The 26,022-nt window shown below is 32.8% G+C and carries 23 protein-coding genes and 1 riboswitch; all 23 genes read right to left on the minus strand.

Annotation, left to right across the window (positions count from 1 at the left end; translation table 11 throughout):
* Positions 1-19: 19 nt before the first annotated feature.
* The 23 genes from BUA21_RS07170 to BUA21_RS07285 all read right to left on the minus strand — a co-directional run bounded on the left by BUA21_RS07170 (position 20) and on the right by BUA21_RS07285 (position 26,015).
* The gene (locus BUA21_RS07170; RefSeq protein ID WP_072744138.1) at positions 20-1,387 is read right to left on the minus strand and encodes an alpha-L-fucosidase; all 1,368 of its coding nucleotides are present in this window, start codon (positions 1,385-1,387) and stop codon (positions 20-22) included.
* 17 nt (positions 1,388-1,404) lie between these two features.
* Complete coding sequence (locus BUA21_RS07175; RefSeq protein WP_072744139.1) at positions 1,405-2,760, minus strand: GH1 family beta-glucosidase; 1,356 nt, start codon at positions 2,758-2,760, stop codon at positions 1,405-1,407.
* 52 nt (positions 2,761-2,812) lie between these two features.
* The gene (locus BUA21_RS07180; RefSeq protein ID WP_084604194.1) at positions 2,813-4,204 is read right to left on the minus strand and encodes a PTS sugar transporter subunit IIC; all 1,392 of its coding nucleotides are present in this window, start codon (positions 4,202-4,204) and stop codon (positions 2,813-2,815) included.
* Between the two features lie 142 nt (positions 4,205-4,346).
* Positions 4,347-4,667, minus strand: coding sequence for a PTS lactose/cellobiose transporter subunit IIA (locus tag BUA21_RS07185; RefSeq protein WP_072744140.1), 321 nt, complete (start codon positions 4,665-4,667; stop codon positions 4,347-4,349).
* Positions 4,668-4,696: 29 nt separating this feature from the next.
* Positions 4,697-5,020 carry a PTS sugar transporter subunit IIB gene (locus BUA21_RS07190; RefSeq protein WP_327198040.1) on the minus strand — a complete coding sequence of 108 codons (324 nt, stop codon included), beginning with the start codon at positions 5,018-5,020 and terminating at the stop codon, positions 4,697-4,699.
* A 105-nt stretch (positions 5,021-5,125) separates the two neighbouring features.
* Positions 5,126-7,117, minus strand: a complete 1,992-nt coding sequence (locus BUA21_RS07195) for a BglG family transcription antiterminator (protein ID WP_199228929.1) — start codon at positions 7,115-7,117, stop codon at positions 5,126-5,128.
* Positions 7,118-7,188: 71 nt separating this feature from the next.
* A complete protein-coding gene (gene rpoN, locus BUA21_RS07200) occupies positions 7,189-8,568 on the minus strand; it encodes an RNA polymerase factor sigma-54 (RefSeq protein WP_072744142.1) in 1,380 nt (459 codons plus the stop codon).
* A gap of 169 nt (positions 8,569-8,737) precedes the next feature.
* Complete coding sequence (locus BUA21_RS07205; RefSeq protein ID WP_072744324.1) at positions 8,738-9,631, minus strand: ABC transporter permease; 894 nt, start codon at positions 9,629-9,631, stop codon at positions 8,738-8,740.
* 28 nt (positions 9,632-9,659) lie between these two features.
* Positions 9,660-10,739 (minus strand): ABC transporter permease, encoded by a 1,080-nt coding sequence (locus BUA21_RS07210; protein ID WP_072744143.1) that lies wholly within the window; start codon positions 10,737-10,739, stop codon positions 9,660-9,662.
* Positions 10,720-12,285, minus strand: a complete 1,566-nt coding sequence (locus BUA21_RS07215; protein ID WP_084604195.1) for an ABC transporter ATP-binding protein — start codon at positions 12,283-12,285, stop codon at positions 10,720-10,722. Before BUA21_RS07215 ends, BUA21_RS07210 begins: the two co-directional genes overlap by 20 nt.
* Positions 12,286-12,345: 60 nt before the next feature.
* A complete protein-coding gene (locus BUA21_RS07220; protein ID WP_072744144.1) occupies positions 12,346-13,371 on the minus strand; it encodes a BMP family lipoprotein in 1,026 nt (341 codons plus the stop codon).
* A gap of 135 nt (positions 13,372-13,506) precedes the next feature.
* Positions 13,507-14,688 (minus strand): glycine/sarcosine/betaine reductase complex component C subunit alpha, encoded by a 1,182-nt coding sequence (gene grdD, locus BUA21_RS07225; protein ID WP_072744145.1) that lies wholly within the window; start codon positions 14,686-14,688, stop codon positions 13,507-13,509.
* A gap of 10 nt (positions 14,689-14,698) precedes the next feature.
* Entirely contained in the window at positions 14,699-16,237 is a 1,539-nt protein-coding gene (gene grdC / locus BUA21_RS07230; protein WP_072744146.1) for a glycine/sarcosine/betaine reductase complex component C subunit beta, read from the minus strand.
* A 103-nt stretch (positions 16,238-16,340) separates the two neighbouring features.
* Positions 16,341-17,648, minus strand: a complete 1,308-nt coding sequence (grdB, locus tag BUA21_RS07240) for a glycine reductase complex selenoprotein B (protein WP_084604196.1) — start codon at positions 17,646-17,648, stop codon at positions 16,341-16,343.
* 39 nt (positions 17,649-17,687) lie between these two features.
* Positions 17,688-18,164, minus strand: coding sequence for a glycine/sarcosine/betaine reductase complex selenoprotein A (gene grdA / locus BUA21_RS07245; protein ID WP_084604197.1), 477 nt, complete (start codon positions 18,162-18,164; stop codon positions 17,688-17,690).
* A 35-nt stretch (positions 18,165-18,199) separates the two neighbouring features.
* On the minus strand, positions 18,200-19,486 hold the full coding sequence (locus BUA21_RS07250) for a glycine/sarcosine/betaine reductase component B subunit (protein ID WP_072744149.1): 1,287 nt from the start codon (positions 19,484-19,486) through the stop codon (positions 18,200-18,202).
* 66 nt (positions 19,487-19,552) lie between these two features.
* Complete coding sequence (trxA, locus tag BUA21_RS07255; protein ID WP_072744150.1) at positions 19,553-19,870, minus strand: thioredoxin TrxA; 318 nt, start codon at positions 19,868-19,870, stop codon at positions 19,553-19,555.
* 23 nt (positions 19,871-19,893) lie between these two features.
* A complete protein-coding gene (gene trxB, locus BUA21_RS07260; protein WP_072744151.1) occupies positions 19,894-20,838 on the minus strand; it encodes a thioredoxin-disulfide reductase in 945 nt (314 codons plus the stop codon).
* Positions 20,839-20,915: 77 nt separating this feature from the next.
* Positions 20,916-21,293, minus strand: coding sequence for a GrdX family protein (locus BUA21_RS07265; RefSeq protein WP_072744152.1), 378 nt, complete (start codon positions 21,291-21,293; stop codon positions 20,916-20,918).
* A gap of 134 nt (positions 21,294-21,427) precedes the next feature.
* Positions 21,428-21,530, minus strand: a riboswitch (glycine riboswitch).
* 121 nt (positions 21,531-21,651) lie between these two features.
* The gene (locus BUA21_RS07270; RefSeq protein WP_072744153.1) at positions 21,652-23,253 is read right to left on the minus strand and encodes a Na/Pi cotransporter family protein; all 1,602 of its coding nucleotides are present in this window, start codon (positions 23,251-23,253) and stop codon (positions 21,652-21,654) included.
* 67 nt (positions 23,254-23,320) lie between these two features.
* Positions 23,321-23,788: a tRNA (uridine(34)/cytosine(34)/5-carboxymethylaminomethyluridine(34)-2'-O)-methyltransferase TrmL gene (gene trmL / locus BUA21_RS07275; RefSeq protein ID WP_072744154.1), complete on the minus strand. Its 468-nt coding sequence runs from the start codon at positions 23,786-23,788 to the stop codon at positions 23,321-23,323.
* 62 nt (positions 23,789-23,850) lie between these two features.
* Positions 23,851-24,684, minus strand: coding sequence for a Cof-type HAD-IIB family hydrolase (locus BUA21_RS07280; protein ID WP_072744155.1), 834 nt, complete (start codon positions 24,682-24,684; stop codon positions 23,851-23,853).
* 77 nt (positions 24,685-24,761) lie between these two features.
* Positions 24,762-26,015, minus strand: coding sequence for an ABC transporter ATP-binding protein (locus tag BUA21_RS07285; protein ID WP_072744156.1), 1,254 nt, complete (start codon positions 26,013-26,015; stop codon positions 24,762-24,764).
* Positions 26,016-26,022: the final 7 nt, after the last annotated feature.

Genomic DNA, 26,022 nt, shown 5'->3' on the forward strand with positions numbered 1-26,022 from the left:
TAAAAATTTCTACCATAAATTAATCTAATTTTATTCTGTATACATATGCATATTTACCACCATATGTATTTGGTGCTATTGTAGGTGAATTGATAATTATTTCATTTCCATTTTGACTGTATGTTATATCTCCACCATAATTTAATAAATTGATACTATTTATATTTACATCCTCATTACAGTAAATTACAAACTCATCATCACACCATTTAGTCAAAATACAATATATATTCTTTCCACCTTTATCCTGAGTAAAGTAAATATTTGAATTCCCAGAATTAAACACTTTTGAAGATGTAGTTGAATAAATGGAATCTCCATTCACTTTTAACCATTCCCCAATATCATATAATCTTTGTTGTTGAATTACAGGAATCCTGCCATCCGCAGTAGGGCCTACATTTAACAACAAGTTACCATCCCTTGACACAATATCTATAAGTTCATGTACTAACTCTTCAGAAGTACTATAATCCTCTAAATTTTCAGCTCTATTAAATCCATATGATTTGCCTATACCTCTGCTCTCTTCCCAAGGGTGGATATTTTCAAAACCGTCTATATCCTTATATTCTGTACTATAATAATCTCCATGATTCCCAGGCATACCTACACAAAATCTATCATTTATAACTACCTCATCCTTATTAGGAGCATTATTATAAAGCCAAGCCAAAAATTCCTTAACCTTGCTCTCTTCTTCTGTCAAATCCCATTCCCCACCATCTGTAAAAATCACAGCTGGTTCATAATTATTGACCAATTCCTTTAATTGGGGTATTAATATTTCATCCACATATCTTGATTCTTCTATACCATATTTCTTTCTATCCTTTTCTGGTACAAAATATCCATTTTCGGGTCTATGACTTTTGTTCGTTTCCCAATCTATCATTGAATAATAGGCACCCATTTTCATTCCTCTTTTTCTTACAGCTTTAGATAGTTCTCCAAGAAGATCTTTATTAGGTCCTACATCTGTCACTCTCCAATTAACTTTATGTTTATTTTTAGTTGGCCATAAACAATATCCCTCATGATGTTTTGATGTCAAAACTACATATTTAGCCCCAGCATTATAAAATATATCTGCCCACAACTCTGGATCAAATAATTCAGCCTTAAAATAATTAGCAAATTTTCTATACTCAAAGTCTTCCCCATATACTTTTTTATGAAAATCGTCGTCATTGTTTTTATAATTTCCATAAACACTTGCATAATACCATTCTGCATATGAACCAAATCGCTCGTCATTTATCTTTCTCCACGCAGGTACAGAATAAACTCCCCAGTGTAGAAATATTCCAAACTTAGCATCGTTGAACCAACTTGGTATTGTTCTACTATCTAATGATTCCCAATTGGGTAAATACTTTTTTACCATATTATACCACCACCTATTTACTCATTATATTCAATATAATTATTAGCTATAAAATCAGCATACCAACGTCCACTCTTTTTAATACTTCTCTCTAATGTATCAAAATCTACCCTAATCAATCCATATCTCTTTTCAAATCCATTTGTCCAAGATAATAAGTCAATTGCAGACCATACATAATAGCCTTTAATATTAATTCCATCTTCTAGACAGCGATGTATTTGGATAATATGTTGTCTGATATAGTCAAGTCTATCATCATCAACGACCTGTCCATTACTTTCTACCTTGTCATAGAATCCCATTCCATTTTCAGTTATATAAAAGTCTATTTTCCCATAATCCTTTTGAATCCTACTTAGAAGTTCATACAATCCTTCCGGATATATTTCCCATCCCCATTCAGTATAATTACCATCTTTTACACGAACATTTTTGAAACAATCATCAATATTTCCTGTAGAATCTGGATTGTTAGCAACAACTCGACGCATATAATAGTTAACTCCTAAATAATCCACCTTAGCTCCCTTTAAAATTTCCATATCTCCTGGTTCAATTTTGGGAGAATTATATTTTTTTTGACATTCTTCCAACATTATTTCTGGATACTTACCAGCCAAAATAGGAGCAATATACCAATCAGAATAAAAATCATAAGCTCTTTTTGCTGCAATTATATCTTCTTCCTTATTAGATGCTGGATGAATTGGTATTGGATTTAATACTATACCAATTTCTCCTTCCATATTCATTTCGTTAAAAAGTTTAACTGCCTTAGCATGGGCTAAATTTAAATGGTGTGCAACTTGTAGTGCTTCTGTATAATTTTTTCTTAAAGGTGGATGTGCCCCTTGAATATAGCCACCCATAACTTCAGAAGCAGGTTCGTTTATTGTTGACCACAATTTAACACGTCCCCTAAAATGGGTAAAAAGTACTTTTGAATATTCTACAAAATTATCAACAACTTCTCTATTTAACCAGCCCCCTTTATACATTAGAGCCAGTGGCATATCCCAATGATATAGTGTTAAATTTGGTTCAATATTGTTAGCTAATAACTCATCTACTAAATTGTCATAAAATTGTAATCCCTTTTCATTTATTTCTCCGCTTCCATTTGGAAATATTCTTGCCCAGGAAACTGAAAAACGATATGTCTTTTGATTGATTTCACTCAACAACTTAATATCTTCTTTATATCTATTATAATGATCAGTTGAAACATCCCCATTATACTTTCTATTAGGCATGTGATAGTATTTATCCCAAGATGTCATTCCCTTACCATCTTGATTAACTGCTCCTTCAACTTGATAAGAGGCTGTAGCTGAGCCCCATAAAAAATCCTTTGGAAATTCTAATTTCATATTATTCCTCCTAGTATACTAAACTGTTATTTAATATTAGAGATATCCTAAACTAGGATATCTCATTATCTAATTGTTCATTCTCTGCTTTTAATAACTGTCTTTCATATGCCTTAAAGAAAGGATACCAAATAAGTACATCTATTCCTAATAATATTAATACTAAAAAGAATGCCTTAAAGTCCATGGTGGCAAGTGCTGCACCAATTGGAGCAGGAGTTGTCCAAGGTACATTTGCAAAAGTTTTTCTTATGATATTCCCTTTCATGAGACCATATGTTATTGTTCCATTTACTATTTGAACTAATATAAAAGGTATAGCTAAAACAGGATTAAAAACTAATGGTACACCAAATATAACTGGTTCATTAATATTAAAGATTGAAGGTACAATAGCTAATTTGCCAAGATTCCTCAATTGAGAAGACTTGCTTCTAAGTAATAATAGCACTAAACCAAAAGTTGCACCTGCACCTCCTATTATCATGAAAAATGCTCTAAAGGATTGAGTATAAATAAAGATAGGTGCTTTACCTGCTGCTATTAAATCTGCATTATTAGCTAAATTCCCAATTTCAAATACACCAACGGCACCACTTACTATACTAGAACCATGTAATCCAACCAGCCATAGCAATTGAGTAATAATTGATATTACAATAATTCCACCAAGGGAATCTACTGCTCCAACTATTGGTTGTAATCCCTTCATTATAACTTGTGGAATAAGCATACCTGATTTTGATTGAACAAGTAAACTAATACCATAAAACAATAGTACAGATACAGTCATTGGAATAATAGATTCAAAAGATGCTGTAATTGCAGGTGGTACAGAATCAGGCATCTTTATAACAAACCCTTTATCCTTTAACAAACGTGTAATTTCGGTTGTAACAATACCAATAATAATTGCTGTAAAAATTCCTTCTGCTCCTAAATATTGGGAAGGTATTAAGATAGATTGATTTTTTAAAACTTCCGCTCCAGTCATATTCTCATTAATTAAACTAGACATAACTCCTAAATCAGATGGAGCAGATACAACTAAAAATGTAACTGCTGATACAACAAGAGATCCAATAGGATCCATCTTATATGATTTTGCTAAATTATATGCAACTCCTATTGCTATAAAAAGAGCCATAATACCCATGGTCATTCTAAAAGGCAATTCCAGCTCCATACCATATGCCATTGCAAACTTTTTCCATGCAATCAAAAACCTATAGAAAAAATTAGTAGGTTGTATTACATTAAGATCTACTGGTGGAGAACTAATAATTAAAATAGCACCCCCCAATAATGTCAATGGTGTTGCTGCAACCATTCCATCCCTTATTGCCCTTAAATGACGCTGTGATGAAACTTTTTCTCCTATTGGTACTAATTTCTCTTCCAATAGACTTGTAAAATTAGCCATGACACCGTTTTCTTTGCTCATTTATACTCCTCCTTAGTTTAACAGTTTAAATTTAAACATATTTGTAATATGTAAAGAAATACAAATATGTTTCTTTTTTACATTAGCAAGCAAAACTAAAGCTATTCAGCTTGTACACTTATATAAATTAATTATATTTTTCTTAATTGATACCAAACTTCTTGTACATCTCAATCATTTCTTTAACTAACTCAAAAGTGGTTTCTGTAGTTGCAAGTTGATCCTCAGCATGCATAAGTATAATAGAAAAATCTAATTGTTCTCCACTGCCTTCTTTCTGTATAAGTGCCGCATGACCCTTATGACCTTCCAAAAAGTATTGTTTGGCTTCATTTAGTTTTTCTTCTGCTAAATTAAATTTCCCTTTTTTTGCATTATACAATGCTTCCATAGTCAAACTCTTTGCTGTACCTACATTACTTATTATAGTAAAGGCAGCTCTCTCTAATTTTTCGTCTAACATAGTACATCTCCTTTTCCCTATAAAGTTCATTAGTTGCTATTTTTGTTGATTATATCTAAAGCCTGTTCTAAAACCTTTTTTCCATCCATCATTCCATAATATTGCATATTAATTACATCTATAGGAATATTTCTCCCTTCTAACTTACTTTCAAATTTACTTTTCATGTATTTTACTTGTGGACCCAACAATATTACATCAATATCTTTAGTATCTATAATACTTTCTAATTCAATAGCTGGAACTGCAAAAATATCTGCATCTATATTTTGTTCTACTGCTACCTTTTTCATCTTGTTTACCATTAAGCTTGTACTCATACCAGCTGTACAAACTAACATAATCGTTTTCATATACATCCTCCTAACTCACTTTATTATCTTACATTCTCAGTATACCTAAAAAATCTTTGATCTTGAACACAATACTTTTCCTTTAATAACGGAAACTTTCTCTTCCTAAATTAAAATATTAATGATTTCATCAACAGAATTACTATTAATTAACTTTTGAACAACTGTTTTATCTTCAACGACAGAAATCAACTTGGTATACATACTATTTAAATCTTCTTTTTTATCCTTTTGAATGTTCAACAAACATATAAACTGTACCATTTGATTGTCATCCCACAGTATTGGATATTTCAGTGTACAAACAGTCCAAAAAGTTTCTTCTGTTACCAATTTTATAGGATGAGGAATTGCCACTAAATTACCAAAACAAGTTGCTGCAACTGATTCCCTTTCTAGCACTAGATTTAGATAATTTTCTGGTACTATCCCCTGTTTATATAATTCGTTGCACATGAATTCTAAAACAGTTTCCTTATTATCAAATTCCATATGAACAAAAACTCTTGAAGGGTGTAAGAAGGGAGATATTCTATCCTGTTCACCTAAAAATAGTCTATTCTTTATATTGACAATATCATCTTCACCTAAGAATGTATTTACCACTTGAACAGGTACTCCTAAATCCTCTTTAATAGGTATTGTGCTAATTACAAAGTCAATTGTAGATAAGTCATATTTACTTAATTCATAATAATTAATTGAATCCACAACTTGTAAATTATGCTCAAATAATTTTTTCAAATGATAGTATAACAATTTTGCACTTCCAACCCCTGAAGCACATACTATTACAACCCTTTTTGGTTCTTTTCTTTTTAATTTCATTCTTTCTAAAGCTGCAGCAATGTGTATTGCAATATAGGCAATTTCATGCTCTCCCACCTCTACAGACAAATAGTCCTCTATACACTTATTAGCAATAACAGCACCATCAAATGCATCAGGATATTTTGTCTTAATTTCATCTAATAGTGGGTTCCTTATATTCATATTATATTTAAGTCTATTTATTGCAGAACGAATGTGTAAAGTTAATGCTTGCATAAATTCATTATCATCTTTCAAATCCCAATTTAATTCTCTTTTCAGTCTATTTACCATACATTGAACAATGCTTTTAGCGTCATTAAATCCTCTATATTCAATTAATGTCTCTTTATATAATAGTTTTGTCCCTAATAAGTGGATGATAATGTAATCCACCTCTGAGTTTGGAAATACTAACCCAGTATGCTCTTCCACTTCTTTAACAATTTCAGCAGCCATTTTTCTTTCCATAGGATATTCTACAACTAAATAATCATTTAAATCTTCTATAATTAAATCTTTTTCAATTCTTTTACATGCAATCATAATATGAATAGTTAAATTACAAAGGGAAAGATCAGATATTTCCACATTATATTTATTTACTTTCTTTATGATAACATCTCTAATATTTTCGTAGAGCTCAAATGCTGCAGTATCAATATTTAAAACCCCATCATTGCCAAGCATAAAACTTGATAGACAAACCCTTTTCATATATTCATGACCTTCAACATATGTCCCATAATAGGGTCTATTGACAAGCTTCAAACTATATTCACTCAATATATCTTTCACTGCCTTTAAATCATTTTGCATTGTAGATTGGGATACAAATAGTTCATCTGCAAGATCTTCTATCTTTATACAATCCCTTTCCAATATAAGTCTTCTTATTAAATACTCTATTCTATTCTTTTTGTATGAAAAATTAACAGTTCTGGTATTATCCTTAACTTTAACAATCTTGTTAAAGCTACTTTCAAATAACTCCCGATCTGTAATGTGGACTACATAGCCTTTCCCTCTTATAGATTCAATAGATACACCTACTGAATCACAATCAGCTTTCATATACTGAATTTCATTGCGAATAGTCCTATCGCTAAGTCCCAATTGTTTTGCTATCCACTTTGCAGTTACTTCCTCATTACTTTCTATTAAATATGATAAAATTTCTTTCTGACGCTCTGAAAACAAATTTATACCCCCTGTTTCAAGATGTTGAAAAAACATAGCTATGAAAAAAACTCCATAGCTAGCCATTTCAATAGCTATAATATCCACAGTATATTATACCATACGTCCCATAAGTCATAAAAATAAAAGCTACTATTCTTTTTTTAGAAAAGTAGCTTTTAATATCTTCTTCTCATTGATGAAGATGGTATATTGAGTTCATCTCTATACTTTGCAACAGTCCTTCTGGATATTGATATATCTTTTTCTTTTAGCATATTTGCTATTTGTTGATCACTTAGTGGTTTCTTTGGATTTTCCTTTTCAATATAATCTTTTATCATTGATTTTATTGAGATAGAAGAAACATCTCCATCATTTCCAGAAATTCCAGTAGTAAAAAAATATTTTAGTTCAAACAATCCTCTTGGAGTTTGAATATACTTTCCACTTGTAGCTCTGCTCACTGTTGATTCATGGACACCTATGTCATCAGCTACATCTTTAAGAGTCAATGGCTTTAGTCCCTTTTCACCTTCTTCAAAAAAATCCTTTTGAAACTTCAATATAGAATATACCACATTATAAATAGTCATTTTTCTTTGCTCAATGCTTTTTATAATCCACATTGCTGAATTCAACTTGTCTGTCAAAAACGAAGTGATATTTGTATCATCTGATTTAAGCATGAGTTCTTTGTAAAAACTATTTATATTAAGTCTAGGTGCCGTAATATCATTTAGTACTACCAAATATTCTCCATCTATTTCTTGGAGTATAACATCTGGAGTAATATATTTCACTTCTCCTCCATCTATAGAAAAACTCCTGCCTGGCTTTGGCTCTAATGTTTTTATGAAATCACAAATATTTTGAACTTCTTCCAGCTCTAATCCCAGTTCTTTGGATATTTTTTGAAGTCTATTTTGAGCCACATCTTCTAAATAATTTTCAACTACATCATATATATTTTTGTCCTCTATACTTTTATCTTTAAGTTGAATACATAGACATTCCTCTAAATTTCTAGCTCCTACTCCTACAGGGTCAAAACACTGTATCTCGAGTAAAACCTTTTCCACTTGTTCAGTAGAAACATTTAAAGTTTCAGAAATATCTTCTATTGAAACAGTTAAATAACCATTTTCATCAATGTTTTCAATTATATATTTTCCTATTTTTCTTTCAAGACCTTCACAAATAGTAAGACCAAGTTGAATAAGCAAGTACTCTTTCAAAGAAGCAGAATAAGAAACAAAGTTTTCATAAGTTATTTCTTTATCATTTTTCCCTTTTGGACCAGTATAACTTATATCATCATAACTTTCTAAAAGCTCTTTCCAATCTATTTCTTCAGTTTCATTCGTAATTTCCTCTATGTTTTCATAATCATCAGAAATGCTTTCTTTTTCTAGCATAGGATTTATTTCAATTTGGTTTTCTAAATATTCATTTAATTCTTGACTAGTAAATTGAAGTAGTTGAATCGCTTGTCTCAACTCAGGTGTCATCACTAATTTCTGAGCTTGTTCAAGGGTCAAATCATAACCTAATCTCATTAAAGCTCACTCCCACTAATAGGTTTTAATACTTATATATGATTATTATATCAAAAAAATAAATAATAAACAAAATTATTTATTATTCGACATTTTCATTTTATATATAAGCTTTTCTATTACATCAAAAAAGCTTCCAATCCAAAATTGAATTGAAAGCTTTCTTATATTATTCCTCGTTTTTTTCATACGGTATTCCATTTGCTGCTGGACCTGTTGCTTTACCAACAAAACTCATAAGAATTATGAGCGTGATTACATAAGGTATCATAGCTAATAGTTGTGATGAAACTCTTATATCTGTTCCACCTAAATATACAACCAAACCTTGAGCCACACCAAATAACAAACATGCCCACATAGAACCTTGTGGCGTCCATTTTCCAAATATCATAGCAGCCAATGCTATAAAGCCTTGTCCAGAAATAAGAGTTGCTCTAAAATTTGATACTGCAGCCAAACTCATAGCTGCTCCACCAAATCCAGCAAAAACTCCAGATAAGATTACAGCTAGATATTTTACCTTGTAGACATCAATTCCCAATGTATCTGCTGCTCTTGGATGTTCTCCAACTGCTCTTATTCTAAGACCAATTTTAGTCTTATACAATATATACCAAACTATAAAAACTAGCAAAAATGCAAGATAAACCGTTGCATATTGATTAAATACTAGATCTAAAAACGAATTTTGAGCAAATACTCCATTTAATGGCCTTGGCATCTTTTGATCCAAAGGTATAGGTTTAGTCATAGTAGCCCCATCAAAAAATACTCTACTTAAGAAAAGAGATAGTCCAGGTCCTAGAAAGTTTATAGCAATACCAGAAACTACCTGATCTGCTGAAAACGTCACACATGCCACTGCGTGAAGTAACGCCAATACTCCCCCTGCAAGTCCGGCACACAAAAAAGCTAACCAAGGATTTCCTGAATAAAAACCTACTGTTGCACCAACAAAAGCTCCTATGGTCATCATCCCTTCAAGACCTATATTTACAACTCCAGAGTTTTCTGTCATTACTCCTCCAAGAGCTGTATACATAAGAGGTGCAGCATACATTAAACTAATTCCTATTATTAAACCTAAATCATTTAGAGCGTTCAACTTCTCCACCCCTCTTTCTTCTAGACCTCATAGTTGTCAGTCCTTCTATCATCTTAGGCATAGCTATGAAAAATACTATAATGCCAATGACTATGTTGATTATTTCAGATGGCGCTCCCATCATTGGTTGAATCTTGTATCCACCATATTTAAGAGCTCCAAACAATAATCCAGCAAATATACATCCTATAGGACTATTACCTCCTATTAAAGATACAGCTATACCATCAAAACCATTGCCTTCCATAGCAGATAGTATTGATATTTCATTTGTCACTCCCAGTACATGAACAGCTCCTGCAAGCCCTGATATAGCCCCAGCAATCATCATGGCAGTAACCATATTTTTCTTGACATTGATACCACCATATTCAGCAGCATCTTTATTGAATCCTACTGCTCTCAATTCATACCCAAGTGTAGTATCATTTAATATATATTTTATGAGGAATGCAACTAATATGGCTATTATGAAACCAAAATTTACAGGTGCATCGAAAAAGCTACCCAATGAACTACCCAATCCTTTAGGAAAAGCAATACTTGCAGAGCTTAATATTTTTTGAGAAGCTTCACTATTTGGTCTCTTGAATTTATCCCAATACACAAAAAAGTTACTCAAATATAGTGCAATCCAATTGAGCATTATAGTAGTTATAACTTCATTGACGCCAAATTTAGATTTCAAAAATCCAGCAAATCCTCCCCAAAGTCCCGCTGCTAAACAAGCCAACAATAGTGCCACTATTGCATGAAGAACTGGTGGTAAATGCCAAAAATATCCTACCATTGTTGCCACCAAAGCTCCTACTATAAATTGGCCTTCTGCACCTATATTGAAAAGTCCAGTTTTAAAAGCAAATGCTACAGAGATACCTGTTAAAATAAGTGGTGTAGACTTTATGATAGTCCATGAAATATATTTAGGGCTACCAAATACGCCTGCAATCATTATTCCATAAGCCTCCAGTGGATTGTATCCTACTGCTAATAATATTATTGCTCCAATTACAAGACCTATAAGAATTGCAATAAGAGTAAATTTAAGCCTGTTTTCTTTCATCGTCTACACCTCCTCCTGCCATTAAATATCCTAAGGTTTTTTCATCGGCTTTCTTTGCATCGAGTACAGCTACTATTTTCCCATCAAATATGACTGCTATTCTATCTGATAAATTCATTACTTCATCTAATTCAAAGGAAATTAGGAGTACTGCCTTTCCTCTATCTCTTTGTTCAACCAGTGATTTATGAACAAATTCAATTGCCCCAACATCAAGTCCTCTTGTTGGTTGTGCTGCTATAAGAACATCTGGGTCATTTGTCACTTCTCTAGCTATAATGACCTTCTGTTGATTTCCACCCGACAATGCTTTAGCAAGCTGATCCTCATTTCGAGGCCTTACATCAAATTTATCTATCAATTCTTTTGCATGTTCTCTAATTTCATCATGATTTAATTTGTTCCCATGAGAAAATGGCTCTTTGTGATATTTTTCTAAAATAAAATTTTCAGCCATGCTAAAATCCATTACCAATCCTCTTCTTTGTCTGTCTTCAGGAATAGTACTCATTCCTTTTTCTATGATGTGTTGAGGTGTTTTGTTAGTAATGTCTTCTCCATTTAATATGACCTGCCCAGATTCAATAGGCCTAAGTCCCGTGAGTCCTTCAATTAACTCACTTTGGCCATTTCCGTCAACTCCTGCTATTCCCAGTATTTCACCTTTGTGAAGCTCAATGGACAGCCCATCTACTGCTTTTAACTTTCTATTATCTTTTACAACAATATTATCTACATTTAAAACCACTTCACCTTTTTCAATGTCTTTTTTATCAACAACAAAATTTACCTGTCTTCCTACCATTTTTTCAGCTAAATCTTCTTCTGAAACATCACTTACCTTAACAGTATCAATTTTCTTTCCTCTACGAATTATAGTACAATAATCTGCAGCTTGTTTTATTTCTCTTAATTTGTGAGTAATGATGATAATCGTTTTCCCTTGACCGGTCAAACTTTTCATGATTTGAATAAGTTCTTCTATCTCTTGAGGTGTTAAAACGGCAGTAGGCTCATCTAGTATCAATATATCCGCTCCTCTATAAAGAGCTTTCAATATTTCTACCCTTTGTTGCATTCCAACCGTAATATCCTCAATTTTAGCATTTGGATCTACATATAATCCATACTTTTGAGATAATTCCTCAACTTCTTTAGTCGCTCTTTTTATATCTAAATGTCCTGTATTCCAATTTCCTTTCTTCACTGTTGTTTCCTTACCTAAGATTATATTTTCTACAACAGTAAACTTGTCCACTAACATAAAGTGCTGGTGAACCATTCCAATTCCCTTTTCTATAGCAATATTTGGATTTGTAATTTGAACTTTTTCGCCATTTATAAATATTTCTCCTTCTGTCGGCAAATACAATCCATATAGCACATTCATGAGAGTAGTTTTTCCTGCCCCATTTTCCCCTAGTAGTGCATGAATTTCTCCCTTATGAACTGTTAAGTCAATATTATCATTTGCCACAAAATCTCCAAATTTCTTTGTGATGCCTTTCATTTCAATGACTTTAGTTGAAAAATCTATGTTGTTCAATAGGGCCCCTCCTATCTAATATAACAGCCCAGGCAAAAGCCTGAGCTGCCCATTTTCCTATTATAGTGAATTTACGAAATCATTGAAAGTATCTTCGTTAAATGGAACTTCAATTTTCCCATCAATGATGTCTTTCTTTAAATCTTCGACTTCATCAAGTATTTCTTTTGGAACATGTTTGTCTGATGTTGGAGCTATATCTACTGCTCCTTCTTCAAGACCATAAACTACAGTTGTTCCACCAGGGAATTTTTCGTCTTTTAAGTCTTTAACTACATTATAAACACCTACGTCTACACGTTTCATAGCTGATGTAATAACATTGTCAGGTGCCATATAGTTTTGATCTCTATCTACACCTATTGCAAATTTGTCTTGTTCTTTAGCTGCTTCTATAACACCATCGCCAACTCCTCCAGCAGCATGGAATACTATATCTGCTCCTTGTTGGTACATGCTGTTTGCAATAGCTTTACCTTTTGCTGCATCAGTAAATGATTCAGCATATTGAATTATAACTTCTACATTTGTACCATTTACTTTGTTTGCATATTCAACTCCAGCATGGTATCCATTTTCAAAAGCACTTATAACGTCGCCTTCCATACCACCTACAAAGCCTACTTTGCCAGTTTGAGTCATTTTAGCAGCTATATAGCCTACTAAAAATGAAGGTTGTTCTTGTTTGAATACAACGCCTACTACATTTTCAGGAGTATCCTCATATGCAAAGTCTACTATAGCATATTTAGTATCAGGACTCTTTTTTGCAGCTTCTAATATAGGATCACCAAGTTTGTATCCAATTCCCCAGATAAGATCATTACCTGCATCAAGGGCAGTTTCTAAGTTTGGAACAAAGTCAGCATCTTGATGTGACTCTTGATATGATACTTTTATATCTAAATCTTTTCCTGCTTGTTGAAGTCCTTCCCAAGCAGATTGGTTGAATGACTGGTCATTCACCCCACCAACATCTGTAACCATAGTAACTTTCAACTTGTCTCCACCGCCACCACTGGAACAAGCAGCAAGACTAAATGCTAATACTGCAATCATGACTACTGCCATTACCTTTTTTGGCATTTTTGACTCCCCCTTTAATGGATTATTAATTTAGTCTACTATATATAGTTCTACACCATTTTCTAAAATCCTTCAACTGTTTTTGTTTATTTCCACAAAAATCAACTCAATTCATAGGAATGTTTTTGTGAAGTATTAACAAATTGTAGACTCTTTTGTAATATAATCTTCCTCTGCTAAAATATTTATTGCAGCTTCTAATTTTCCTTCGTTGACCATCAATATTGGTCCTGTACATCCCATTCCACTTTCAGCATAAATGCCTTTTTTCCAAAGAGCCTTTACTGCATTTTCAAGTTCCATTATATCTATACCTGCAATAGTTCCTGTTACAGTTTCCTTTGGTGGAGCAACTACTTCCTCTTCATCATCTTGTTTTTTAGTTTCTTTATTTAGACCCTTTAATATTTCTTTAAATCCTGCTTTATTTACTTTAGCAAACTCTTTCTTTGCCAATTCTTTTACATTTCCTTTAGCTAAACTAGCACCATAGCTGATTGCATTGGCTACGACAGGTATTCCTGAAGCTCTTGACAATATGAGAACTAATCTATCATAGTTTTCCCCTATTCCAGGTCCATAGCCATAACCCATAGCTTCAAAGTCTCCTCCAGTTGTATATGATGAGAATACTTTCATCAAAATATTCCCTGTAAGAGTGTCTGTAATCATAACGTCTGGTACACCTGCCAACAAGTCGTTTCCTCTCATGACACAACCGCCATCTGCTCTTAAAGACTCTGTAAAGTTTATTTTGTACCCATTTTTGTCAAGATCTTTCAATGCTCTTTCTACTTGCCTAGCACCATCTAAGTTTAAAATTCCAACTGTAGGATTTTCTATTCCCATAGTCTTTGCTGCTATTATGCCATAAATACCATTTTTAACCATAGCCTCAACTCTATGAGGAGAAGATGTTCCAGTAGTAGTAGCAATATACATTTCTCTTCCTCTGCCCGGAGTTACAACTCTTCCTACTGTTGAAACACCTATTGGAAAACTGTAGTGCATAGTTACTGCAGAATGAATTTCTCCAGAATCCAATAGCTCTTCCATCTTTTTGTAGCCTTCTTCTTCGTTTTCTACAACTACTTGAGTTAATGGACTATCAACTTTTGGTCCAATTAAAACAACTTCTATGGAAGAATCTCTATTTTGAGCTATTTCTGCTCCTTTAACAACATTATCTACACCATGTTCACTTCCAAAAGTAGTTATACCTACCCTTATCTTTTCTCCAAATTCTCCTGTTTCTATTGCATCAGCTATGTCATTAAAAACTTTTCCTATCATTTTATTTACATTGTTTTCAGCCATTTTATCACCTCTAATTTTCTAATAAATGAGATGCAAAACCTCTCATAGCTTCTGCTACAAGTTTCCTTATCTCTTCTTCTGATGCTCCCTTTTCTTCTTCTACTTTTCCTGAGTTTTTCTCCATAACTATAGAAACACCATCAAATAGGTTTGTCATTCTACCCAAGAAAAGACTTCCTTTACCAACTATCATAGCTCTATTTATTTTACCTGACAATATATCTTCTCTTCCAAATCCTATATATGGTACTCCTGAAGGTATATGTCCTTGAGTTGGTGCCCATCCTTCCATACCGTGTTCTTCAATAAAGGAATTTAATTCTGTTCTTTCAATATCATTTCTCTTAACACCTAATGCGGCAATCATCTTATAGTTTGCTTTTGGCACATCTCCTGCTCCAGCTGGTTTTGTTATGTCTGGATTTTGCATTTCTACTGAATATTTATCTATATCTGTGATTTTTAAATTGCCTTTGTCAAGAGGTGCAGTAACAAGAGAAGTTATAACTGCTTGTGGAGATGAACCTGTTCCTACAGTATGTCTACCAACTAAATCTGTTCTAAGAACTGGGTTTACACCGTCATTTTGACCTATTAATATTGCAAATCCTCCAAGTACGTCTTCCAATATTGGCAAACCTTTCTTCACATGGTCCTTACCATTCATTCCAAGTTTAGCAGTAGCGCCTCCACCAACTACTACTACATTTTTATATATACCTGATTGAACAAGTGCTGCTGCTTCAATAAGTGAATGAGTAGGTCCAGCACAGAATCCTCTTGTATCTGAGCCTGTTGAATTCACAAATCCAGCCATTTCAGCAACTGATTTTGCAAAGTTTCCTCCACCTCTTTGGTTCATGTCACCACATGCTTCTTCTGAACACTCAATTACATATTCAACATCTTCTGGATTTATATTATTCTTCTCTACTAAATTTAATGCAGCTAATACTCCTGAAGCTTTTACTGCTAAATTTTCAAATATAACATGAGCACTAAGGTTTGTATCTACATCATGAGCTCTTTTTACACAACCTACAACTTCTCCATTATTATATAATGGTTCAGCCCCTTGCTCTTTTATAAGCTTTTTAATTTCTTCAATTTCTTCTCCTTCTTTGATTCTTGAAATCAATTCTTCACTTATGAAATGATGATCTCCTAATTTTTTAATTACATCTACAGAAAATTCTTTGCTTAATTTCACCAAATCAAAAGTATCCGCTATTTTCATAAGTCCGATGAATTCATCTTGTGGCATTATTTCTCCGAATTTTCCAACCTTATTTGCACCTTCAGCTTTCTTGTCAACCCAAGGTTGTTCATATTTTCCCAATTCTTCTGGAGTCATGTTTCCAATATAAACTTGATTAGGTAAATATTCTACTACTTCGTCAAAACTTCTTAAATGATTTGGCAATTCTTTTAAATAATCTGAATCTGGATTGATAATTCTTTCAGTTGATTGAGTAGTTCCATTGTGTAGCACCATATCTGGTGTATGTACTAATATATATCCAGCACCTTTTACTACAGCATAAGTCATAATATTCCACCTCCGACAGTATAATTAAATATAGTTTTATTACTCATAGATGAGTAGTATAAATACTACTCATCTATGAAATATTCTTTAATTCAATTTTTTATTACTCGAAAATTGTTTGTTCTTCTACTTCAGTTGTTAAAGCTTTTAGTGCTTTTTCTACTAATTTTCTTCTAAGTGCTTTTTCCTCTTCAGGATCAAGCTTTGGATTTCCCAATGGGTGAGGAATTGCAATAGTAGGTACAATTCTGTTAGCTCCTACAGTCATGGAAATAGGAGTTACAGTACACATGTGTACTACAGGAATTCCTGCCCTTTCAATTTCTTTAACCATTGTTGCACCGCAACGTGTACAGGTGCCTCAGGTTGAAGTCAATATAACTGCGTCTACGCCATCAGCTACTAATTCTTTTGCATATTCTGCTGCAAAACCTTTAGCACTTGCAACAGCAGTTCCATTACCTACAGTTGTATAGAAATATCTGTGAAGGCTACCAATTTTACCTTCTTTTTCAAGATCCCTTAATACATCTACAGGCAATACTCTATCTGGATCTTCATTTGCATATACTGGGTCATATCCACCATGAGCTGTTTCATGAGTTTCACTAGTTAAATTGTCGAATCCTTCAATATCATATTTTCCATATTTTGAAGCACTGGAAGATTCAATATGATCTGGATTTCCCTTAGGAACTATACCTCCTGAAGTAACTAGTGCAATCTTTGCTTTGCTCAAATCTTTAACTGCTGGATTTGGTTCAACTCTGTCAAAATCAGGCATTGGGAATTCTGTGACAAATTCCTCACCTTTTAACTTCTTAATCAACATTTCAACAGCTCTTTCAGAACCTCTCTTTTCAGCAAAGAAATTTTTTCTTATGCCTCTTGACATATATCCTTCTTCTTCAGGTGAGCCAATTTCTTCATTTTTAACAAGTTTAAGCGCCAATGGTACCATTTTGCTAACGGCATCTCTCATACCTGCTGCACTGTTTTTAGTTGAAACAATGTATACACTCTTTTTGAACATATCAGCACCAGGATTTTCTTCATACATACCTGTTAGTACTGGTATACCAAGTTCACTTTGTACAGCATCAGTTATAGTTCCACAAGCAACACCATATCTACCTGCGTTGAATGCTGGCCCAGCAATGAATAAATCTGGATTATACTTTTTAACCATTTCAATTACTTCTTTTTTAGCTTCTTCTAAATTTTCATTGAAATAGCTATCACCACATATTACTGTTGCTACTATTTCTGCTTCACCTTTAAATCCTGCATTTAGAGCCATACCTGGCCCTACAACGCCTTCTCTTACTTCTGGTTTATAATCAGCTTTTTCTTCTCCACCTATTCCAGCGAAGAACTGATTTATATAATGAACAACTCTTATTTTTTCCATCGTCTTCCCCCCTCTCTCGTATTTCGACGGGTATACTTATTAATCGTTAAATTTACAATATTGATCTCTTATAGATTTTACTTCATTAATTATATCATCTACATCCAAAACCATTTCCATCATACCTATTTGTTCATCATAAACTTCTGGATCAACTGCTTCTTTAAATTCTGGTTCTACAGCATGATATACTCTAAGTCCTAACTGGACTCCTGCTAATGGACCTGCAAAAGTTGGGTCTCCTGCTGTTACAGTTTCAGCTGCTAATCCTGCAGCTTCTCCTTCAGCAGCACCGATTAATACTACTATATTTTCTGCACCGTATTTTTCAGTTAATTCTTTAACCCTCTTTTGATTTTCTAAGTCCATAGCACCTGCTGCAGTTCAGACAAAACATTCAGTTGATGAAAAAACAACTTCAGCAGATGTACTCTTTAGACATTCTTCCATAGCTGGTCCTGGAATACCATCTCTGTCGCCAATGATAATAATTTTTCTATCATCAAACAATGACATTTCAACACTCTCCTTTCAATATGTTTTTTCTATCTTTAAAATCCTTTTGCTGTCAATTTATTGAATCCAAGTTCATTTGTTGCTCCTGTTATAGCTTGTAACTCTACAACTATAGAGCCATCTTCTTTCAAACTACCATCAAATCCACCTGCAATTGTATCAACAAATTTTACATGACCAATTACTTTATCCATAGGTGGCAATGTTATAACTTCATTTGCATTTCCACCTGTAACTACTGCATTTGCTAATTTGTCAGCATCTGCAAGAGATTGACTGGCTCCATCTCTACCAGCATATTCATCAGTAATAATAACTGTTTTTACTCCTTTTTGTTCAATCTTCTTGCAATTCATAATAAGGTCAGTATCAGGGTTTCCAAATCCTTCTTGTGAAACAACTACACCATCTAATCCTAAAAATTCAGCTAGTTTAGCTGTCCAGTTAGATGATCTTTCCTTATCTGCAAGATAAACATTTTCATTTGTAATTATCACACCAACAAAGTTTAATTCTTTTCCATGTTTTTTATACAAGTCTTGAACTACTGGATTGTTTAGATGATGATAAGTTGTGTTTTTATCACATGCAGAAACACAGTTTCCACTAACTATAGCACCATCCATTATTTCTGTTGGATAAAGAATCGTTGGTACAATTTGTTTAGCATCTACACCATATACATAAGTATCATGCAACAATCCTTGACTTTGAAGCATTTGAACATAAGCAACTTTTGGTAAGTCGCTATATTTGTTTATACCTTCAAGCATTGGCAATGTTTCAAAAGTATCAACTTCCTCAGGTTTAATTTCTTTTGCTAATTTACCTAAATGAGCAGCTACCTTGAATCCAGCCATTCTTAAGGCCTTTTCATGCTCGTGTTGTTTCAATCCTTCCTTAGGTTCACAAACTAAAACAATATTGTTCAATTTGGAAAATGGTGTATATTCTGCTCCTGGTCCTGTCATATCTATGATTCCCTCTTGGAAACCAACAATCCTACCTGTTGTAACTACTGCACAACCTTTTAGTACATTAGTCTTACCTGAACCAACGACATCTACCTTGGAAATCATTCCAGGGAATATCCCTCCTGGACCTTCCACTTTAACTCTTGGTTCAATGACATCTTTTACAGGAGTAATTCTAACGCTTTCACCTGGTCTAGCTAGTTCAATATCAACACTTTCAAAGTGTTCATCTTCTTTGATTAAATTAATCAATTCTTCCTTGTTTACATACAATGTTCCATTTTCTACTTTGCTTTCACTGCCAAATTGAACGTCTTTAATAAATACATAACCTAATTCTAGACGCATATAGTCACCTCCCCTTAATTTGAAAAATATTTATTTTAATTCCAAGTCATAGCCTGGAACTAAAAGCTAAATATACTTTTTAATCATTTCTTCTACGCCTTCAACTGTAGCATCTTCTTTTACTCTTTCATCTACTTTTTCGCCATCTTTATATATTGCTATAACTGGCAATCCCATTATCTTTTGTGATATAGCTAGTCTTCTAGCTTTCATTGTGTTTAATGAACAAAATTTAATTTTATCTCCATATACTTCTTCAAAACCGTGAACATGTGGCATTAAAGCTTTACATGGTTCACATCCATCACTCCAAAAATCTACCAATACATATCCTTCAGCCTTTAAAACTTCTTCTTCAAAATTTTCTTTAGTCAGTTCTAACATTAGAATCCCTCCTATAAATTTTTTTAAACATCAAAAACTTCATTTATATATTTTTCTGCTTGAGTAGCAGCAATAGCTCCATCTGCAGTAGCTGTAACTACTTGTCTTAAGGATTTAACTCTACAATCTCCTGCTGCAAATACACCAGGTATATTTGTCTTCATATCTTGGTCTGTAGGTATATATCCTCTTTCCATATCAACCTTACCTTCAAAAATAGCAGTTGCTGGCACTAGACCAATAAATACAAATACACCAAAAGTTCCATCTTCTTCATCAGCTACAATTTCTCTTTCTTCTCCTGTAACAGTATCCTTTACAGTCATTGATTCTAAAATACCGTCGCCTTTTAAATCTGTAACTACTGAATTCCACATGAAATCCATCTTTTCATTTTTAAATGCTTTTTCTTGAATAGATTTAGCTGCTCTTAGTTCATCTCTTCTATGAATTATAGTTACTTTTCTAGCAAACTTAGTTAAGTACATAGCTTCTTCTACAGCTGCATCTCCACCACCAACAACATATACTTCTAAATCTGTGAAAAATGCTCCATCGCATGTAGCGCAATATGAAACTCCCTTGCCTGTTAATTCTTTTTCTCCTGGACAACCTATTGGTCTTGGTTTTGCTCCAGTGGCTAATATAACAGCTTTGGCTTTATATTCATTTTTCTTACCTTTAAGTACTTTGATCTTTTCATCTAATTCCATATCAACAATTGTATCAAGAATTCTTTCTGCTCCAAATTCATCTGCTTGTTCAACCATTCTAGCTATTAACGATGGTCCACTAGCATTTTCAACTGAACCTGGATAATTTGCTACTTCTTCTGTAACTACTATTTGCCCACCAGCTTTTTCTCTCTCTATTATTAGAGTTTTAAGCTTTGCTCTTGCTGCATATAGTCCTGCTGCAAGTCCTGCAGGACCAGCTCCTATTATGACAACATCATAAATGTCTGACATCTCCATCTCCTCCTCTAAATAAAGTTAATTTATTTTGCAGTTTGGTATTAAATTTACCAAAAATACTCATTCTTATACTATAAAATCTTATTTATTGCCGGTTCTATTATTGACAAATCTACCACTTGAAAATCCTCCAATATTTTATCTTCCCAATTGGACACAGCTATATCTTTTAAAAATTTTTTTGTAGTCAATATGCTGTTTTCAATAATTAAAAGGGAATCTGCATCTAAACTACTATTCTCTGAAATAATAATAGTCTTATATGGAGTTTCATTTGGCTTTACGCTGCTGGACAAGGGATGAGTTAACAATTTGTATCCTAAATGAACTTTATCTCTCACTTTCATGAGCAATTCTAAATATCCTATATCATAATACTCTAAAGAAATTTCATCTTGATACTTTGATTTTACTAATGGATTATTGGTTATCACAATATTTTTACCCATATATACTCTCCTTAAAACTTGATAAAAAAACAGAATAGAAAGACATCCCTGTGCCCATCTACTCTGTTTCATAACCTGAGAGTTTCTCCTTTATATAAGGATTGCTCCTTCGGTGCTTACGCTTCCCAGAGAACTGTCCAAACACGGTCCCTTTGCCTGAGAGCTTCGTAATAGAATGGCAAATCCCATACTTACTCCTTCGGCGTCAAAAAACTTGATCTCTCCCGCATTTTTCATCCAGTTTATGCATATTTATTTAACTAAATGTTTGCCTTACCATTTCACCACTATTATAATATATAAAATTATTAATTACAACTATAAAATTTATAAATAGACAAATTTCTAACATTCTTTTTTAATTTATTCCTAATACATATTGTGCTATATTAGATGAATGGTCAGAAACTCTTTCTAAATTACTTATTATATCTAAAAAAACCACTCCTGAACTAGGTTGACATGATTGATTGTTTAATCTTTCAATATGGTTTGCTCTATATTTTTTCTCTAAATAATCCACTTCTTCCTCAAGTTTAAGTACATCTTCAGCTTTGTCCATATCATCAGTTTTAAAAGCATCAATTGCTTCTATATAAACTTTTTCTGCTTTTCCAAACATTATCTTTAACTCTTCAATAGCTTCATCACTAAACAATATTTTATTGTCAATTCTATATTGAGCCAGTTCTGCTAAATTGTCTGCATGATCTCCAACTCTTTCAATATCATTTATGGCATTTAGCAATATATTAACTGTAGAATGTTGTTCATCTGTCAATGGAGCTTTAGAAAGCTCCACTATGTACCCTGTAATATCTGTTTCAAGCCTATTGATAACTTTTTCCTGTTCAAATACTTCATTTATTAATTTCTCATCTTTCTCCATGAAAGCTCTTTCTGAAGTCTTTAAATTTTCTTCAACTATCCTGGCCATCCTATATATTTCCTTTGAAGCTTGACCTACTGCTATAGAAGGTGTTTCAATAATACGTGAATCTAAAAATTTAAGCCCAGCTGTTTCTTCCTCAACATCTCCCGGAACTAATTTATTGGCAACTTTAACCAAAAAATTAGCAAATGGAAATTGAATCATTACATTTATGATATTGAACAATGTATGAGCATTGGCAATTTGCCTTTGTACATTCCCGGGATTTAAGGCTACAACAATTTTTTGAATTGGTATCCTCAATATAGTCATAAAAATAACTGTTCCTATAAGATTAAATAAAAAGTGTATAATAGCGGCCCTTTTGGCAGTTTTATTGGTTCCTATACTTGACAATAGTGCAGTGGTTGTAGTCCCGATATTATCTCCAAATAATATTGGAAATGCAATATTTATACTTATCAAATTTTGTTTTGCAAGAGCTTGTAAAAGTCCAATAGAAGCACTACTACTTTGAAGTATAGTTGTAAGTCCAAGTCCTACAAGTACTCCTAAAAAAGAATCATTCAAGCTTGTCATAATATTAACAAACGAAGGATTGTCGGCTAATGGAGCTAAACTACCACTCATCATGTCCATTCCTATAAATAAAATACCAAATCCAATAAGTATTTCAGCTAAATCCTTAGCTCTTTTTTTAGACGTAAATATCCAAATTGCAACTCCTATTGCTACGGCCACTGGAGCCATGTCAGTGAGATTAAAAGCTATAAGTTGAGCTGTAATAGTAGTTCCAATATTCGCTCCCATTATAACTCCAACCGCTTGATTTAAAGTCATAAGCCCTGCATTTACAAAACCAATAACCATTACAGTAGTAGCACTACTACTTTGAATAATCATGGTGACCAGTGCACCTACCAGCACTCCCATAAGGCGGTTGTTAGTTAATACTTCTATGAGCTTTTTAAGTCTTTCTCCAGCAGCTTTTTGTAGTCCTGTACCCATAATATTCATACCATATAAAAAAAGTCCTAAACCACCTAAAACTCCAAAAGCTATTTCCATTTAATAATCCCCCTAACTCTTTTGTTTGAACATACCAAATAAACCTTATATACAATACATCAGAAATTTATTCTAGCCCAGGAAAATTAATTTGTCTCAATGCTTCATAGAGGACTATGTTTACAGAATTGGAAAGATTCAATGATCTTGGAATTCCCTCCTTCATTGGAATTCTAATAGTTCTATCCCAATTTTCTTCAAGCAAATCCATAGGAAGTCCTTTGGTTTCCTTCCCAAACACTAAAAAACATCCATCAAAATACTTCATATCAGTATATCTTTGCTTTCCTTTGGTTGTAGAATAAAAAAAGTGTTCTCTACTATTTACCTCAAGCAATTCTTTAAAGCTGTCATAATAATGTATTTCAACTAAGTCCCAATAGTCAAGCCCTGCCCTTTTTAAGTGTTTATCATCTACAGAAAACCCCAAAGGTCTTACTAAATGAAGAACTGTTTCAGTAAGAGCACAAGTTCTTGCGATATTGCCCGTATTTTGTGGTATTTCTGGTTCTACCAAAACAATATTTAAAGCCATAATACATTATCCCCTCTTTTCTAAGTTTTCAAGCATCTAAAAAAATTATAACATAATCCTAACTATTTATCTTTTTTTAATATGAATTTCTCAATAATTTTTCCAACTCCACTTTCATCATTGGTATCAGCAATATAATCAGCAGCCTCTTTAGCAACTTCTTCTCCATTTTTCATAGCTACTCCAAGTCCTGCAGTTTTTAACATGGGTATGTCATTTTCATTATCTCCAATGGCTATTACTTCATCCATACTTATATTTAACATTTCACACAATTTGTTTAAAGCCTTTCCTTTAGAAACACCCTCATTCATGATTTCTATATTGCTCCACCAGGAACTCACCACTTCTATTCCTTCAATTGTTGATATCTTCTTTCTAAAATTTTTCAGTTTCCTCCTATTTTCATCTACAAATACTATTTTATATACCTTGCTATTTTCTTCTTCAATTGCATCTAATGGATCTTCTACTATTCTAATATCTATTCTATCCATTTCATCTCTTTCTTTGTTCCAATTCATATAATTCATTATAGTATCATTTAACTCCCTTGCATAAAAAGTACTATCATCATAGAAATGATAATACATCTTTTCCTCTTCTGCAATTTCTACTATTTTTCTAAAAGTTTGAAGCGAAATTGGCTCTTCATAAATTATTTTTGATTTATCTTGTTCTCCTATATATGCACCATTGCAAGCAATTATAGGAGTATCAAGTTCCAAGGCTTTTGCATAATAAAGAGCAGAGGTAAATATTCTACCTGTACAGAGAATCACTTTAACTCCTTCCTCTAAAGCTTCTAAAATCGCTTCTTTATTCCTGTCTGTTATCTTGTTTTGACTATTTAATAATGTTCCATCCATATCAGTTGCAATTAATTTATAACTCATATTTCTACCTCCATTTCTATAAATCACATAAAGTATACCATAAAAGTATGCGAAATATAATACAAAAAAGGCTTATGTTAAGCCTTTTTAATTATTTCATCTATAGAATTTATCGCCAGAAGTCCTTTTTTCTTCATTTCATTCAACAATTTTTCTGCCTCTCCGTCTGCATAGTCAAACTTATTATCTTTAGAATAAGCATCTAAAAAATACACTGTTTTCCCCATCTTAAGTGCTAAATGTGCTGCCTCTAAATTCTTCATATTTCCTTTTCCATAAGGAGTACTACCTAAGACTACTATATCCGCTTTTTTTATAAACTGAATATTTCTTTTGAAAGCTTTCTCGCTGATATGAGAAAATGGTTCTTCCTCCACCATCTTTATGGACAGCTTTTTCCCCAATTGCCAATCACTATCTCCTACATTTATTACTCCTAGAGAAAGATCATATCCTGCTTCTTCTAATTTGCTGATTATCTCTCTACCCGTACCTCCACCCGATATGATATGAATTTTTTCTTTTTTGTTTGCTTTTTTGACTATACCATTTAACGATAATGGAACTATATAAAGACTATTTGTATAAGGATTTTCTTCTATTATGGTATTTAATCCATAAGCTTTTTCAATATTTTCTCTAGTCACTACCTCTTTAGGACTTCCAATACTTAAGATTTCGCCTTTGTCTAAAAGCATAATTATATCACTATATCTGCAAGCCAAATTTATATCATGAATAACCAATACAATAGTTGTATTTTTTTCTTTGTTTAAATTTCTTAAGATATTTAATAAATCCATCTGGTGATTTATATCCAAATGACTGGTTGGTTCATCTAAAAATATGATCTCTGGTTCTTGTGCTAATGCTCTAGCTATAATGACACGTTGTCTTTCCCCTCCACTTATTTCATTTATATTTCTATCTCTTAAATAAAAAGTATTGGTGATTTTTAAAGCTTCCTTAGTTATTTCAAAATCTTCATCTGTTTCTTTATCAAATCTACCTAAATAAGGGAATCTACCCATGAGTACTACATCAAATACTGGAAAATCATAGGATATAAAAGTATCTTGAGGAACAAGAGCAATCTTTTTTGCCAATTCTTTGGATTTATATTGAACAATATTTTTACCATGGATTTCTATTTTCCCACTATTTTGCTTTTCTAAATTGCATATGTTTTTGAGTAATGTAGATTTTCCAGACCCATTGGGTCCGATGATGCTCATAAATTGTCCTTCTTCTAATGAGAAAGAAATATCTTTAAGTACTAAATCATCTTTATATCCAAAATTTAATGATTGGACTTCTATTGCTTTAACCATAGTTTCA

The organism is Sporanaerobacter acetigenes DSM 13106, from assembly GCF_900130025.1.
Lineage (GTDB): Bacteria > Bacillota > Clostridia > Tissierellales > Sporanaerobacteraceae > Sporanaerobacter > Sporanaerobacter acetigenes.